This is a genomic window from Streptomyces sp. RK62 (assembly GCF_018070255.1).
Classification (GTDB): Bacteria; Actinomycetota; Actinomycetes; order Streptomycetales; family Streptomycetaceae; genus Streptomyces; species Streptomyces nigra.
Window position 1 is genome coordinate 56,857 of the sequence record NZ_JAGPYD010000013.1, and the last position, 14,940, is coordinate 71,796.

Annotated in this window: 16 protein-coding genes; 5 read left to right on the forward strand and 11 right to left on the reverse strand. The window is 72.8% G+C overall.

The window, feature by feature from the left end:
- The first annotated feature begins 14 nt into the window (after window positions 1–14).
- Window positions 15–371 (forward strand): 5-carboxymethyl-2-hydroxymuconate Delta-isomerase, encoded by a 357-nt coding sequence (locus tag KBY32_RS24785; RefSeq protein WP_210981706.1) that lies wholly within the window; start codon window positions 15–17, stop codon window positions 369–371.
- 228 nt (window positions 372–599) lie between these two features.
- Here KBY32_RS24785 and KBY32_RS24790 read toward each other — a convergent pair whose 3' ends face one another.
- The 3 genes from KBY32_RS24790 to KBY32_RS24800 all read right to left on the reverse strand — a co-directional run bounded on the left by KBY32_RS24790 (window position 600) and on the right by KBY32_RS24800 (window position 3,880).
- Window positions 600–1,289 (reverse strand): TetR/AcrR family transcriptional regulator, encoded by a 690-nt coding sequence (locus KBY32_RS24790; protein WP_210981707.1) that lies wholly within the window; start codon window positions 1,287–1,289, stop codon window positions 600–602.
- 90 nt (window positions 1,290–1,379) lie between these two features.
- Window positions 1,380–3,308, reverse strand: a complete 1,929-nt coding sequence (locus KBY32_RS24795; protein ID WP_055620628.1) for a hypothetical protein — start codon at window positions 3,306–3,308, stop codon at window positions 1,380–1,382.
- Between the two features lie 62 nt (window positions 3,309–3,370).
- Window positions 3,371–3,880 carry a tetratricopeptide repeat protein gene (locus KBY32_RS24800; RefSeq protein ID WP_210981708.1) on the reverse strand — a complete coding sequence of 170 codons (510 nt, stop codon included), beginning with the start codon at window positions 3,878–3,880 and terminating at the stop codon, window positions 3,371–3,373.
- Window positions 3,881–4,000: 120 nt separating this feature from the next.
- On the opposite strand from KBY32_RS24800, the gene KBY32_RS24805 reads away from it, so the two are divergent.
- Complete coding sequence (locus KBY32_RS24805) at window positions 4,001–4,432, forward strand: hypothetical protein (RefSeq protein WP_107096694.1); 432 nt, start codon at window positions 4,001–4,003, stop codon at window positions 4,430–4,432.
- Between the two features lie 74 nt (window positions 4,433–4,506).
- On the opposite strand, the gene KBY32_RS24810 is transcribed toward KBY32_RS24805, so the two are convergent.
- The 6 genes from KBY32_RS24810 to KBY32_RS24835 form a co-directional block, all read right to left on the reverse strand.
- Entirely contained in the window at window positions 4,507–6,045 is a 1,539-nt protein-coding gene (locus tag KBY32_RS24810; protein ID WP_210981709.1) for a DUF1996 domain-containing protein, read from the reverse strand.
- A gap of 207 nt (window positions 6,046–6,252) precedes the next feature.
- Window positions 6,253–7,272: an SDR family oxidoreductase gene (locus KBY32_RS24815; RefSeq protein WP_210981710.1), complete on the reverse strand. Its 1,020-nt coding sequence runs from the start codon at window positions 7,270–7,272 to the stop codon at window positions 6,253–6,255.
- 71 nt (window positions 7,273–7,343) lie between these two features.
- On the reverse strand, window positions 7,344–7,898 hold the full coding sequence (locus KBY32_RS24820) for a winged helix-turn-helix domain-containing protein (protein ID WP_055620624.1): 555 nt from the start codon (window positions 7,896–7,898) through the stop codon (window positions 7,344–7,346).
- Between the two features lie 351 nt (window positions 7,899–8,249).
- On the reverse strand, window positions 8,250–9,278 hold the full coding sequence (gene glnII, locus KBY32_RS24825) for a glutamine synthetase (protein ID WP_108706571.1): 1,029 nt from the start codon (window positions 9,276–9,278) through the stop codon (window positions 8,250–8,252).
- A 313-nt stretch (window positions 9,279–9,591) separates the two neighbouring features.
- Window positions 9,592–10,317: a hypothetical protein gene (locus KBY32_RS24830; RefSeq protein WP_055620622.1), complete on the reverse strand. Its 726-nt coding sequence runs from the start codon at window positions 10,315–10,317 to the stop codon at window positions 9,592–9,594.
- Window positions 10,318–10,449: 132 nt separating this feature from the next.
- Window positions 10,450–10,815 carry an arsenate reductase family protein gene (locus KBY32_RS24835; RefSeq protein WP_115508964.1) on the reverse strand — a complete coding sequence of 122 codons (366 nt, stop codon included), beginning with the start codon at window positions 10,813–10,815 and terminating at the stop codon, window positions 10,450–10,452.
- A gap of 222 nt (window positions 10,816–11,037) precedes the next feature.
- Between KBY32_RS24835 and KBY32_RS24840 the strand changes: the two genes are divergently transcribed.
- Both KBY32_RS24840 and KBY32_RS24845 read left to right on the forward strand, forming a co-directional pair.
- Window positions 11,038–11,364 (forward strand): hypothetical protein, encoded by a 327-nt coding sequence (locus KBY32_RS24840; protein WP_055620620.1) that lies wholly within the window; start codon window positions 11,038–11,040, stop codon window positions 11,362–11,364.
- Between the two features lie 275 nt (window positions 11,365–11,639).
- Window positions 11,640–12,989 carry a DUF2252 domain-containing protein gene (locus KBY32_RS24845; RefSeq protein WP_210981711.1) on the forward strand — a complete coding sequence of 450 codons (1,350 nt, stop codon included), beginning with the start codon at window positions 11,640–11,642 and terminating at the stop codon, window positions 12,987–12,989.
- Window positions 12,990–13,036: 47 nt separating this feature from the next.
- On the opposite strand, the gene KBY32_RS24850 is transcribed toward KBY32_RS24845, so the two are convergent.
- On the reverse strand, window positions 13,037–13,783 hold the full coding sequence (locus tag KBY32_RS24850; protein WP_210981712.1) for an alpha/beta hydrolase: 747 nt from the start codon (window positions 13,781–13,783) through the stop codon (window positions 13,037–13,039).
- A 227-nt stretch (window positions 13,784–14,010) separates the two neighbouring features.
- Here KBY32_RS24850 and KBY32_RS24855 point away from each other — a divergent pair, with 227 nt between their 5' ends.
- On the forward strand, window positions 14,011–14,295 hold the full coding sequence (locus KBY32_RS24855; RefSeq protein ID WP_055620617.1) for a hypothetical protein: 285 nt from the start codon (window positions 14,011–14,013) through the stop codon (window positions 14,293–14,295).
- 43 nt (window positions 14,296–14,338) lie between these two features.
- Here the strand turns inward: KBY32_RS24855 and KBY32_RS24860 are convergent, their stop codons facing one another.
- Entirely contained in the window at window positions 14,339–14,938 is a 600-nt protein-coding gene (locus KBY32_RS24860) for a hypothetical protein (RefSeq protein ID WP_210981713.1), read from the reverse strand.
- Between the last annotated feature and the right edge of the window lie 2 nt (window positions 14,939–14,940).

Here is a 14,940-nt window from a genome sequence, read left to right on the forward strand (position 1 = left end):
GGACAGGAGCGCCCATGCCGCAGATCACCGTCGACTACTCGCAGGAACTGGCCGACGACTTCGACCGCCCCGCGTTCGCGCGGGCGCTGCACACCGCCGTCGTCGAGATCGCGGCCGCCAAGCCGCCCGCGTGCAAGACGCAGTTCCGCCGCACCGAGGACACCACGGTCGGCGACGACACCGCCGGGCACGCCGTCGTCCATGTCACCCTGGGCCTGCTCGCGGGCCGCAGCGACGAGACCAAGGCCCGGCTCACCGAGACCGTCCTCGACCTGCTGCGCACCCATGTGAAGCCCGTCGGCGGGCTCGCGCTGCACGCCTCCGCCGAGGTCCGCGACCTCGACCCGTCGTACCGCAAGTACGAGAGCTGAGCCCTTAGGTCGTGTCCGCAAAGTCCCGCCTGCCGTTCGACGCCCGGCACGCTCCCCCAAGCTCTTCGAGCAGGGGGGACCCCCACTCGCCGCACCGGCCGGCCACCCGCGTACAACCAGTACGCGGGAGCCCGCCCGGCACGCCGAGAGCACGCACCGGACGCCGCTCGGCCCGCCCTACGGGCGGACGACGCGACTTTACGGACACGACCTAGGGCGTGTTTCGCCCTACGACGCCAGCGCGACCAGCCGGCCGACCAGGTCCGTGAACGGGCCGTCGGCCGGCTCGTCCGCCAGCGCGCCGCGCAGCAGCGCGCCCATCTCCTCGTCGTGGGCGGCGCTCACCGCGGCCAGCGCCGCGAAGTCGTGCACCAGCTGGATCTCCAGCTCACGGCGCGGGATGCGCCGGCCGTCCAGCCAGATCAGGGCCGTGGACTCGGCGAGCGAGATCCACGAGCGGACCACCAGCTCCAGCCGCGCGGGCGGATCCGTCACGCCCAGGTGCGACAGGATCTGGACATACGCGGCCTGCCGCACCGCGTCGATGAGCGCGTTCGTCGTCGTAGAGCCGACCGCGGGACCGCCCCGCATCAGCGCCGAGAAACCGGGCCCGTGCTCGTCGACGAAGTCGAAGTAGCGGCGCATCACCCGCAGCAGCCGGGCGCCCAGCGGGCCCTCCCGGGGCTCCACGAACCGGCCCGCCAGATCGTCCGCCGCACGCTTCAACGCGGCCTCGTACAGGCTGAGTTTGCCGGGGAAGTAGTGGTAGACCAACGGCCGGGAGATCCCGGCCGCCGACGCTATCTCGTCGATGGAGACCTCGTCGGGCGAGCGCTGGCTGAACAGTTCGAGGGCGACGCCGATCAACTGCTGCCGTCGCTCGTCGACTCCCATTCTTCGGCGTACCCCGGTAGTCATACGAACACCTTACCGATCGATTCCGGCCCTGAACGGGCCCGAGCGACCAGGGGTGTTCATCTCAGGGCACCGACGGGTCCGTGACATCCCTCACTTGAGGCCGCCGATCGTCCGGCCGTCCTCCAGCGTGCCCTTCAGCTCCGCCCGCGCGCCCTGCCGCGCGGGCAGGACCAGCAGGCTGCCTTCCGACGCACCCCGCACCCCGCCCGACGCCCGGATCGACTCCGTGCCGCGGGCACCGGCCGCCAGCAGATACCAGCCGCCGGACTGCGCCTTCCACAGCACCCCGGCCAGCACCTGCGGATCCCGGGCCCCGCATGCCGCGACGTTCTGCGCCTTCGCGACCACCGCCGCCTGCGCGGTGCCCGGCGTACGGAACTGCGCCAGCACCCGCTCACCGCCGCCCCGCCAGGTCTCCGCGCGTGTGCACACCCAGTCCGCGGCACCGCTGCCGTCCGGCAACGGCTGGCGCGCGTACGGCCAGGTGTTCACCGACCGCACACCGGCCGAGCCCAGGGCGCTCAGCCAGCACGCGTTCGGCGCCCAGGCCCGCAGCGCCCGCGCCCCGGTGACGTCCCCCGCCTGCCCGGGCCGCCCGGCGGTCAGCCGCGCCGGGACCAGCTCGGCGAGATCGGTCAGCAGCCGGGTGCCGGTGCCGTCCGTCACCTGCAGCACGTTCCACGAGGTGCAGGAGCCGCCGCCCTGCCGGGCCGCCGGGCTCGCCATCGGCGAGGTGACCCCGCCCGTCACCGTCAGGGCCATCGCCCCGGAGCCCGGCTTCACCAGATCCCGCTCGGCCGCCTTCCGCACCCAGGGCGCCAGCAGATAGCGGACGTTGCCGTCGGCCCGGCTCAGCACCAGCGCGCTCGCCTCCGCCCGGGTCGCGCCGTCCACCCGCGAGAAGTCCAGCGCGGCGCCCGCCGTGCCGTCCACCGGCTCGGCGTACCGGGCCACGCGCAGACCGTCGTACAGCAGCACCACGCGCACCCCGTCGACGGTGCCCGCGTACAGCAGCTGCGGTGCCCCGGGCGGGCCGCCCGCCGGGGTGCCGGGGGTCGCCGAGACCGTGACCGTCTCACCGGGGCGGGCCCACACCGCAAGGGCGCGGCGCAACAGGGCGGAGTCGCCGGTGAGGTCGCCGCGCGCCGGCCACACCGAGAAGTCGGTGCGGGCGGACGACTGCCAGGCCCGCGCGGGCACCTTCGTCAGCTGGGCCGGGTCCAGGGCCGCCTCCGCCGACGGGTTGCGCGCGTACGGCGGGGCGGCCGGGCCGTCGGGGGCCCAGCCCTCGCCCGGCAGGCCGAGCAGCGCCCCGCACACCAGCAGGGCGGCGCCCGCGGCGAGCGCGGCCCGCAGATGCTGGCGGCGCCGCATCAGATCGGTGGGCCGGGCCTGCAGCGAGCAGGGGTCGAACTCCGGGGAATCCAGCAGCGCGTACCGCGCCTCCACGCCGTCGGCCTCGTCGAGCGCGTCCTCCGGGTCCTCGACCCCGGCCGCCTCCAGGACGGCTCGTACGTCGCCGTCGGGGAGCTTCTCCAGGCCGCGCAGGACGTAGGCGGCGCGGGCCGGCCCGGACAGCGCCGACAGCTGCTGGTCCAGGGCCAGTTCGTCGGCGCCGCCCGACCGCGGGAACAGCCGCAGACCCCACACCTGGGGCAGCAGCGGGGGCAGCTGGGAGCGCCGGGGCCAGGCCGCCCGGCGGAGCGGACGCCCCGCCTCCAGGGCCGTGCGCACCAGCCGCGCCCGCAGATACGCGTAGCCGGGATCGCCGTCCCGGCCGCTCGACTGGGCCGGGATCACCGGGGACGGCGCCGAACGGCCGCGGGGGAGCGCCCGCTGGGTGAGGGAGTGCGCGGTCAGGACGCGCCGGTTGCGGCCGAGGCCCGGCGGCAGCACCAGATAGGCGAGGCGGACCAGACGCGGGTAGTGCTCGACGAGCGCGGCCTCGGCCCGCTCGACGTCCACGACCGGGCCGTCGGAACTGGCTGCGGGGCGCGAGGCGACATCCTGTGACTGCACGTTCAGCAGAACGAGCGAATCGGCGGTTGGTCACCGTGACCGGGGCGCGCGCACGGCCCCGGTCAGGCCTCCCGCGGCTGCGTCTCCGTCAGCGCACGCGCGTAGTTCGCCATCGACCGCTGGTAGCGCGGCAGATGCGGGGCGAGGGCGCCCAGCACCAGCGCGAGCCCCTCGCGGTCCCGGCCGAGGCTCGACAGGCACAGCGCCAGCGTCGCGCGCACGGCGTCGTCCAGCTCGTCGGAGGGGCCGTCCAGCTCCGGCGTCAACAGCGCGACGCCCTCCTCGGCCCGCCCGACGTTCCGCAGCGAGCTGGACATCTGGATCTTCGCCCGGCGCCCCTTGTACCCGCTCAGACCGCGCGCCAGGGCCTCCCGGTACAGCGGCACCGCGCGGTCCGAGTGCCCCGTGGAGTCCCAGGCGCACGCCTGCTCGAACGGCCCCAGAGGACTGTCCTCCGGCAGCTCGGCCACCAGTGCGTCGATGAGGGCGCGGAACTCGGCCGCGCGCTCCTCGGGGTAGTCGTCGAAGGTCGCCCATGCCGCGCCGACGCGGTCCTCCCAGTCCTGGTCCATCGGATCACCCTCGCACACCTGTTCCGTGAGAGTCTCCTGTTTTGAGCGCATCGCACACCGCAGCCGTATGGGAGACGAGGGCCCGGCCGGGGCTCCGTGCGGCATGGACCGGAGGACGAGATGAGACTGACCCGACCGATGCTCGCGCTGACCGGCGCGGTGGCGGTGCTCGCGCTGTCCGCGTGCGGCGCCGGCGGCGACGACGAGGCGAAGGCACCCGAGACGGCGACCGGCAGCCTGGAGCAGCTGGCCGCCAAGGCGAAGTGCGACCCGAACATGCAGACCGACGCCGACGAGATCCGGCAGGCCATCTGCACGACGGGCAAGGACAAGTACATCCTCGCCACCTTCGCCACCGACCGCGGCCAGGCCGAGTGGCTGAGCGGCGCCAAGGACTACGGCGGCTACTACCTCGTCGGCCGCAAATGGGTCGCCGTCGGCCAGGAGAAGACGGTGACGGCCCTCCAGGGAAAGCTCGGCGGCACCATGGAGGAGGGCTCCGAGCACATGAATCCGGGAGGCAGCCACAACAAGGGCGGTCACCACAGCTGACCGGCAGCGGACACGAAAAAGGCCGGCGACGGGAGTTCCCGCCGCCGGCCTTCTCTAATTTCGCGAGCCGGGGACTAGTCGCAGTCCTGGCCGTTGTTGATGCACTCCACCACCTGGTTCATCAGGTTCTCGTCGAAGAAGTTGATGAAGTCGTTGTGGTCGGTGATCGGCTTGTGCAGCTGGTCCGGGAAGGAGTCGACCGCGAACGCGTTCTGCACCTGCCCGTTCTGGATCTGCGGGGCCTGGATGTCGTACTCCAGGCGGACCTGGAGCTGGGGGATGGCCTGGAACCCGTTGGCGCAGGTGCCGTCCGCCTGCACGAACGCGACGTGCGTGCGGTGGTTGGCGCTGTCGATGTTCTGGCCGTCCCAGCAGCTCTGGAAGTTGGACGTGCGCACCACGTTGCTGCCCTCGGGGCAGATCGGGTACTTGTCCGTCACCTGGCGGTCCTCGAACCCGGTGCAGCTCCACGCCGTGTTGGCGTTGTTGAGGCCGTTGACGAAGGACTTGGCGTCACCGGTGATGATGCGCAGGGCCTTCGGCATCGCGACGACGTCGCTCGTGCGGTTGCCCACGAACTTCAGCTCGGCCGCGGCCGGCTCGACGATCTTGCCGACGTTGCCGTCCTGACCGCCGCCGGGCTGACCGGCGTCGATGTCCTGCGAACCGTCCTGGATCCGGATGACCGGCCAGAAGTACGACGACTTGTCGCCCTGGTTCTGGCACGTGGTGTCGGCGTTGGCCAGGTCCTGGTCGCTCGCGAACGCGTTGTTGTTCTGGTTGCCCACGTAGTCGTGCTGGTGCTGGGCACCGTTGCTGACACCGGGCGCCACGATCACGTTGTCCGAGTTGCGGTTCTCGTTCTCGTTGGTGCCGCACCGGGTGGTGAAGCTGCCGGTCGAGCCGGAGTCGCCGTTCGCGGGCAGACCGTTGGGCAGGTTCCGCGAGTTGGGCTGGACGTCCTCGATGTTGATGAAGTCGTCCGCGACGGGGCCGTTGCCGGCCTGCCCGCCGTTGTCCTGCTGGCCGCCGCCGTTGTCCTGTCCGCCGTCGTTCTGGCCGCCGTCCTGCTGACCGCCGTCGTTCTGTCCGCCGCCGTCCTGCTGGCCACCGTCGTCCTGCTGTCCGCCGTCGGTCGGCTCCGCCGGGACGCCCTGGCACTGCGCCCACCGGCTCAGATCGCGGGGGGCCTTGCCGCCGCCCCGGTTGATGGTGATCCGGATCCGGTCGAGCGTGGCGGTCCGCTTGGACTTCAGCGGGCTGAGGATGGCGTTGCTGACGTAGTTGGCGTCACCCGCCTGCGCCTGCCGCGTCTCCGCGAGGCGCGTGTAGGCGGCGGTGATCTGCCGGTCGAGCAGCGCCAGCTCCTTGGCGACGGTCCTGCGGGCGCTTCTCGGCACCTTGGTCAGCCGCTGGCCGACGTCCGGGCAGTTGATCGTCGCGACCCGCGAGGACGTGGACTTGGTCCGGTTCCACCCGGAGTTGCCGTCCTCGTGCGCAGATGCATAGAAGTTGGCCCAGACAAGCCCGCCCCCACCGAGCGCTAGGGCCGCCGATGCGGCAATGGCCTTGTTGGCCAGTGGCGTACGGCGTTTTCTTGTGTTGCGTCCCATGGAACTCCTCTGACTTCCTTTTTCGGGGGCATCGAGGCGCCCGACAGGAGTGAAGCGGCGCCCTCACATACGGAGGGCGCCCCACGGGTGTTCACCCGTCCCGGAAATCGTTGAGAGATTCATGGGTTCGACGTGGTTTCAACAGCCCCTGGAACACCGCGAGTTGCTGATCCCGTACGACGCGTGAGGAAGACGGTGAGGAACCGGTCAGGTGCCGGACGCGCCGTCCGCCGCGGCCGCGAGGGCCTTCGCCTCCACCTCCGGGTCGACCCCCTTCAGGGAGCGGTCCGGGCGCTGCGGCGCGGTCCCGCCGAGGCCCTGGAGCCACCGCCAGGTGTCGGCCACCGTCTCGGCGACCGGCCGGCACCGCAGCCCCGCCGCGACGGCCGGCGACACGTCCGCCGCGTGCAGCGCGTCGTGCAGGTCGGAGCCCGGCGGCACCCACACCGGCAGCTGCGTCCAGGGCTCGATGCCCGCGCCGAGGACGACCTCCGGCTCGACCCAGCGCAGCTCGGCGTCCGGCCCGGCCACCGCCGCGCACGCCTCCAGGAACTCGCCCATGGTGCTGTGCCCCTGCGGGCTCATCAGGTTGTACGGCCCGCTCAGCCCGGCCTCCACCGCGCCGAGGATCCACTCCGCGAGGTCGCGGACGTCGACGTACTGCAGCGGCAGGTCCCGCGGCCCGGGCGCCAGGACCGGGCCGCCGCGCGCCATCCGGTTCAGCCACCACGGCAGCCGGCCGACGTTCTCGTACGGCCCGAGGATCAGCCCCGCCCGCACCAGCAGCGAGCGGTCGGCGCCGAAGCCCTCGACGGCGGCCAGTTCACCGCCCCGCTTGTCCCGCGCGTAGTCGGTCTGCCCGGCGCCCGCCTCGGCGCCCTCGACCAGCGGCGCCTCCTCGGTGTACCCGGCGGGCGGTGCCCACGCGTACACCGAGCAGCTCGACACGTACACATACCGCCCGGCGCGGTCCCGCAGCAGCCGTGCCGCGTCCAGGACCGGGCGCGGCGCCCCCGACCAGGTGTCGACCACGGCGTCCCACGTCTCGTCCCCGGCGAGGGCGTCGAGCCCGCCGGCCGCGGTGCGGTCACCCCACAGGGACCGCACCCCGGCCGGGGAGTCGTGCCGCCCCCGGTTGAGGACGGTCACCTCCCAGCCACGCCCCAGCGCCGCCTCCACGACCGCGCGTCCCGCGAACTCCGTACCACCCAGCACCAGAAGTCTCATACGGCCGACTCTGCCCGCCGGGGGCACGGGACGGAACGGCGTTCTGCCGAGGGCAGAGGCCCGGTGGGCGGTCAGCGCCCGGCCGGCGGGGCGTACTTGTAGCCGACCCGGCGGATCGTGCGGATGGTGTCGCGGTGCTCGGCGCCCAGCTTGCGGCGCAGCCGGGCGATATGGACGTCGACGGTCCGCCCGTCGCCGACATGGCCGTACCCCCACACCGTGGTGACCAGCTGGTCGCGGGTGTGCACCCGGTGCGGATGCGCCACCAGATGGGCCAGGAGCTCGAACTCCAGGTAGGTCAGGTCGAGTTCACGTCCGTCGACGGCCGCGGTGCGCCGTACCGGGTCGATGGAGACCAGCGGGTCGTCGACGGGCTCGGCGGCCGGCACGAGCGGCGGCTGCCGGTCGGCGGGGACGAGCACCAGATAGCCGACCATCGGCGGCTGGCCCGGCAGGGCGGGCAGGGAGTGCTGTGGGGCGGGCAGCCAGGTGGCGCCCGGCGGCAGAAGGGCCGCGACGTCGATCACCTCGTCCCGGTCGACGGCACGCAGATGCTGCCGGACACCGGTCGGCTGGGGGGAGGAGGCGAGCGTGGCGGAGGAGGACAGGGAACGGGTGGTCGCCATGGGAGGTCAGCTCTTTCGCGCGAGAGGTCCGTGGGAAGACGTACGTCGTGTCGCGCTGGCCGAGGGCCGGGGAACGGCTCTACCGGGCCCGCGCGGTCAGCGCGCGGCAACACACCCGGTCGAAGTCGTGGTGCTGACGGGAAGGCCAGAAGGGCTCGAGGTCGTGACGACCCGTCGCGGGGAACTTCTGGAAGCCGGCCATGTACCCATTGAAGCAGACACCCGCCCCCGAGGGGATCCTTCGTCCCGGTCCTTGGACTCCACGCGTGGACGACGCGGACGTTCGGGCACGCGAAAGGGGCGCCCACCGGTGAGGGTGGACGCCCCTGCGCACAGCCGGGCGGCGGCGGATCAGACCTGGCCGGCCTTCTCCAGCGCCGAGCAGCAGGTGTCGACCAGCAGACGGGTCACCGTGTACGGGTCGACGTTGGCGTTCGGGCGGCGGTCCTCGATGTAGCCCTTGCCGTCCTTCTCGACCTGCCACGGGATACGGACCGAGGCACCGCGGTTGGAGACGCCGTAGGAGTACTCGTTCCACGGGGCGGTCTCGTGCAGACCGGTCAGGCGGTCGTCGATGCCGGCGCCGTAGTTCTTGACGTGGTCCAGCGGCTTGGAGCCCTCGCCGAGGGACTCGCAGGCGGTGATGATGGCGTCGTAGCCCTCGCGCATCGCCTTGGTGGAGAAGTTGGTGTGCGCGCCGGCGCCGTTCCAGTCGCCCTTCACCGGCTTCGGATCGAGGGTCGCCGCGACACCGAAGTCCTCCGCCGTGCGGTACAGCAGCCAGCGGGCCACCCACAGCTGGTCGGAGACCTCCAGCGGGGACAGCGGGCCGACCTGGAACTCCCACTGGCCGGGCATGACCTCGGCGTTGATGCCGGAGATGCCCAGGCCCGCCTTGAGGCAGTTGTCCAGGTGCGCCTCGACGACGTCACGGCCGAAGATCTCGTCGGCGCCGACACCGCAGTAGTAGCCGCCCTGCGGGGCCGGGAAGCCGCCCTTGGGGAAGCCGAGCGGGTAGCCGTCCTTGAAGAACGTGTACTCCTGCTCGATGCCGAAGATCGGCTCCTGCGCGGCGAACTTCTCCGCGACCTCGGTGAGCGCGGCACGGGTGTTGGACTCGTGCGGCGTCATGTCGATGTTCAGGACCTCGCACAGCACGAGGACGTCGTCGCCGCCGCGGATCGGGTCCGGACAGGTGAAGACCGGCTTCAGCACACGGTCCGAGGCGTGCCCCTCGGCCTGGTTGGTGGAGGACCCGTCGAAGCCCCAGATCGGCAGCTCGGCACCCTTGGCGTCGTCCGCCAGGATCTTCGTCTTGGAACGGAGCTTGGCCGTCGGCTCGGTGCCGTCGATCCAGATGTACTCAGCCTTGAAGGTCACGGGCCACTTCCTTCGGGGTGGGTCAGGGCGCGTACTGCGGGTGCTGCGGCGCTGCGGCACTGGGGCGCCGCTCTCGATGTCCGGGAGCTTGTCAACAGGCGATTTCCCGGCCATTGCCCATGTGTGAACCCCGTGTTACCGGGTGCCCGTGTGGCCCGATTCACGCGGTGAGCCGCCGCGGGAGACGGGCCGGGCGGCGTCCGGCGCCGGGGGAGGGGCGCCGGCCCGCACTCGTATGCGATGCCGCGGGGCCCCGCCGCTCGTGGCCGCGAGCGGCGGGGCCCCTGACACGTACGGCGTGGTGGTCCGGCCGTCACCCCACCTTCTCGATCACGGCCCGGCGGATCAGGAACTTGCCGGGCTCACGCACCTGCTCGAAGGCCGCGTTGTTCAGCAGCACACAGCTGCCCGAGACGGAGGTGACCTCCACCGTCGTGGACTTGTTGTTGTCCAGGTTGGTCACCTTCAGCTTGGTGCCCGCCGGGAACTGGTTGCTGGACGCGGCCGGAGCGCCGCCCTCGCCGGACAGCGTCACGGTCGAGCCGTTGCAGACCTGCTGGCCCGCGGCGGCACCGCCACCGGCGTTGCCGTTCCCCGCGTTCTGGCCGTTGCCCGCGTTCCCGGCGTTCTGCCCGGCGCCCGCGTTCCCGGCCGCCTCGCCGCCGTTGCCGGCCGCACCGCCCGCCGGAGCGCTCGGCTGTGCCGCCTGGGAGCCCTGAGCCGACTCCCCGACGGCGCACCCGGACGCCTCCTGCTGGACCTTGATCTGCTTGATGACGGCCTCGCGGTTGGCGATACGGGCCTCCGACTGGGCGTCCGGGTTGGCCCGCTGCCCGTCGATGAACCGCTGGTTGTTGCCGAGCGCCGTGGCGAGGCCCTGGCAGACCGTCGAGTCCGCGGCGGACTTGACGGTCGCCGACGGCGCCTGGGAGGCGTTCGAGGTGCTCGCCATGACGAAGGCACCGCCTCCCGCCACCGTCGCCGCACTCACCAGCAGGGCGATCTTCTTCTTCGTGCTGACAGTTCTCCTGCGCGACATCCGCGCCTCCTGGGAGGTTGGGGGAGCGTACGCCGCTATGTACGAGATACCGAACGCCGTTACTCAGCGGTTACCCGAGGAACTGAAGTAACGTGCGTCACACCGGCCGGAGTTGGGTCTACGGCCGAGGGGTCAGCCCTCGCGGGACAGCGCGTCCCGGACCGCCTCTTCGGAACGGCCGACCACGGCCGTGCCGTCCTGCGCGGTGATGATGGGGCGCTGGATCAGCCGGGGGTGCTCGGCGAGCGCCTTCACCCACCGGTCCCGCGCGTCGGCGTCCCGGGGCCAGTCCTTGAGTCCGAGCTCCTTGGCGTCGGCCTCCTGGGTGCGGGTGATGTCCCACGGCTCGAGACCGAGCCGGCCGAGGACGTCCCGGATCTCGTCCTCGGTGGGGACGTCCTCCAGATAGCGGCGGACGGTGTAGTCGGCGCCCTCGGCGTCCAGCAGGCTCAGCGCGCCGCGGCACTTGGAACAGGCCGGGTTGATCCAGATCTCCATGCCGCACAGGGTATCCCGCGACCCCCGCTGTTCGATTTTCTGGCCGATGTGCGCAGATCGCTCACCAAGGGCCTGAGGGAACGACAACTTCCGTACTGACCAGGAGATTTCCTGGACGTCTGGAGCTCCCGACTGTCAGTGGCGGCCAGTAGACTGGAGTCAGTGTTCGAGAGCGTCACCGGACCCGTCCGGGCGGCGCTCGTCCGCGACAGGAGGATGCCTGTGCCCGCTGCCGCACTGAAGCCGAAGCCCACCCGTAAGCCGACGCGCACCCAGTCCACCGCCCGCCGTCCGGTCCTGCTCGACTCGCCGTACGCACCCGTCGAGAAGCGGGCGCTGCCGCCGGGCCGCCCCCGCGAGTGGTACGTCACGCACAACCGCCGGCTCAAGGCGATGCGCCTCGCGATAGCGCTCCTCGATATGGGCGTCTACCTGCCCGACCAGGCGCGCAACGACCGGATCCGCAGCGCCGCGGAGACGATCGGCGTCCACCCGCCGTCCGAGACCACCTGCCACATGGTCCGGGCCCTGATGAGGTACGCCCGCTAGACCCCGGGCGCCGGGTGCTCCTGTGACGGGGACACCCGGCGCGTGTTCACCCGTTCGCCGTATCCGGCATGCGTACGCCTCCCGCCCCGCCTTCACTGCCAACAGGGGTCACGGCGACCGCGTCCAGCAGCGAGGGCGGCAGCGGGAGGCACGATGGACAGGGACGGCGTACGGCGGCTGACCCACCGGGCCCCGGGAGGGTGCGCGAGGTCCCCGGGGGCGGCCACCCGGTCCCGCCTGCCCCGCGAGCCCCGGCACGCGCGCGTGGGCCGCGTATGACCGCCCCCGGCACACCCGCCGGCCGGGCCGAACAGGGCCGGGCCGCCCGGCAGCGCGTCCGCCGCTCCGAGCACGCCCGCTGGACCGCGTCCCTCGACCGGCCCGACCCGGTCGCCGTACTGGAACGCCAGGGGCGCGACCGGCTGGCCGAGCTGCTGCCCATCCGGTACGGGAGGATGGCCGCCACGCCCTTCGCGTTCCTGCGCGGCGCCGCCGCCGTGATGGCGGCCGACCTCGCCGCCACCCCGCACACCGGCCTGACCGTCCAGCTGTGCGGCGACGCCCACCTGCTCAACTTCGGCCTGTACGCCTCACCCGAACGCTCCCTGCTGTTCGACCTCAACGACTTCGACGAGACGTTCCCCGGCCCCTTCGAGTGGGACGTCAAACGCCTCGCCGCCTCGGTCGTGGTCGCCGCCCGCGAGAACGGCCACCCGGACACCAAGGCCGGGCGCGCCGCCCGCGAGGCCGTCGCCGCGTACCGCATGGCCATGCGCCGGCTCGCCCGGCTCGGCGAACTCGACGTCTGGTACATGCGCATCGACACCGAACAGCTCCTGCCGCTGGTCCGCTCCGCCCACGACCGGCACCGCGCCGAGGCCACCCTCGGCCGCGCCCGTAGGCGCACCAGCCTGCGCGCCTACGGCAAGCTCACCGAGGTCGTCGACGGACGCCGGCGCATCATCCACGACCCGCCGCTCCTCGAGCCCGCCGGCGTCGCCGACATGGCCTCCCTGCGCAAGGTCTTCAGCGACTACCGCTCGACCCTCTCCGAGGAGCGCCGGCTGCTCCTGGACCGCTACCGGTTCGTCGACGCAGCCCGCAAGGTCGTCGGCGTCGGCAGTGTCGGACTGCGCTGCTTCATCGTGCTGCTCACCGGACGGGACGCCGACGACCCGCTCTTCCTCCAGATCAAGGAGGCCCGGCAGTCGGTCCTGGAGGAGCATCTGCCGGGCGGCCCGTACACCCATCCGGGACACCGGGTCGTCGCCGGGCAACGGCTGCTGCAGGCCGCGAGCGACATCTTCCTCGGCTGGATGTCGGGGCCGCAGGGACGCGCCTTCTACTGGCGGCAGCTGCGGGACATGAAGGGCTCCGCGGACGTGGCCGGCATGAGCCCGGGGGACCTGCTGGCCTACGCCCGGCTGTGCGGCACCGCCCTGGCCCGCGCCCACGCCCGCTCCGGCGACCGCATCGCCATCGCGGCCTACCTCGGCGGCTCCGACACCTTCGACCGCGCGGTGACCGACTTCGCCGTCGCCTACGCCGACCAGACCGTCACCGACCACACCACGCTGGGCGCGGCGATCGCGGCGGGGGTGGTCGCGGCGGCGCCGGGCGTATGACCCCCCGCCGAACGGTCGATCGGTACGCCGGGCGGCCGGGCGGCGCCTCAGGCGTGCGGCCCCGCCGGGACCGGCCAGTCGTCCAGGAGGGCGTCCACGAACGTCCGGCGGTCCTCCGCGTGCGTCTCGAACCACAGCCCCAGCATGTGCTCCGCGCCCCGTACGTCGAACCGGGTGAACCGGGCACGGGCGCTCAGCGCATCCCGTACCGCCCCCGTCACCTCCGCCGGAATCACCGTGTCCGTCTCCGGGACCGCGAGCACGGCCCGTCCGGCGTACGCCCGCAGCACGTCGAGCGCGGGCGCCCCGCGCCAGCCGCCGGGCCTGCGGATGATCTCGCTGAACCGCCCGTCCCCCGAGCCGAACGGCACGTCCCACGCCTCGGCGGCGTACACCGCGGGCGCGCACAGCCCCACCGCCGCCACCCGCTCCCCGTAGTGCGCGACGACGTCCGCGGCGGTCTGCCCGCTCATGCTGAACCCGACCACGACCAGCGGCGCGTCCGCCGGGACCCGCGCGTCGATCACGGCGACCGCCTGCTCCAGACGCCGGCGCAGGCTCAACTCCTTCTGCTCACCGGTGCTTTCGCCGTGCCCCGAGAACTCGAAGGCCAGGCCGTGACAGCCCCGGGCGGCGACGTCCGCGAGCAGCGGCAGCAGCCGCTCCTTGGTGCCGGGACCCGCGCCGTGCAGCAGCACGACCGCCGGCACCCCGGGGCCGGCGACGGGACCGCCGTACACCCCGCTGAGCCGTTCACCGTCATGGGCGCATGTGAAGGAGGAGAGCTCGGTCATGCGCCCCATTCATTCACGGCGCACGCGCCCCCGGGAAAAGGACGTGCACGGCCTGTGACCGGATCCCTACCCTGGACACGCGTAACGGAGCAGCCTTCGCCGTTTCCCGCAGGACGGGCGCCCGTCCGGGGACTCGGGGCTACTCTCTACGGCACCGACGGACGGCCGCCCTCCCCAGCGCCCCGCCGATCACCGCTCAGATCCACCCACGCCCACGGAGGCCCGTGATGGGCACCATCGTCATGTCCGGGACCGTCGTCCTGGTGATCCTCGGATTCGGAAACCACGTCTACTGGCTGGCCGCGGTCGCCGTGCTCTTCCTCTACGTCCAGTACGGGCGTGGCTCCTCCGCCCCGAGCGGCGGAGCCGGGGGAGGCGCGGCCGGCGGCAGCGCACCGGCCGACTACCGCAGCTACCGCGAGCGCCGTGACACCCAGGCCAAGTGGGAGCGCCGCTACCGTCGCGAGCGCCCCTTCGAGGCCCGCCGTCAGGCGCGCGAGAAGGCCAACTGAGACCACCCGCGGTGGTGACCGCGGCCGGTCGGGGCGCCCCCGTTCACAGCCCGGGGGCGCCCCAGACCGGGAACCAGCGGCCGAGGTCCTCCTCCATCCGCAGGTCGCCCGTCAGGGCGGCCTTCACCCGCAGCTCCAGCGCGTTGTCCCGCCGCTCCGGCCTGCCGGGCAGCGGGGCGAACGGGTAGAAGGTGCCGCGCTTGTACAGATAGACGAGGGCGAGACGGCGACTCCGGTCGCCGTCTCCCTCCGTCCCCTCGAAGCCCACCAGTGAGCACAGCAGCTGCGGGCCGAACCCGTCGGCCTCCATCGCGCTGTTCACCGCGTGCAGATCGTTGACCAGGTCCGGCAGCTCGTCGGGGGAGCGGCGCGAGACCAGCCACGAGTAGCCGTAGTCGTCCCGGGTCAGCTCCACCGGAGGCCCCTCCCGCCCGGCGTCCGCGTCCAGCAGCGCCCGCACCTCCCGGTGCGTCTGCGTGAACGCCGGGCCCTCCACCGTCGCGAAGCACACCGCGCCGCTGCCGGTCGGCCGGAAGCCGGTCGCCGCCTCCAGCGTCACGGCCGCCGACGGCAGCCCGAACAGCTGGTCGAGATCGGGTGCCGCCGGCTTGCTGCGGCCCAGCAGGATGTCCAGCAGCCCCATGG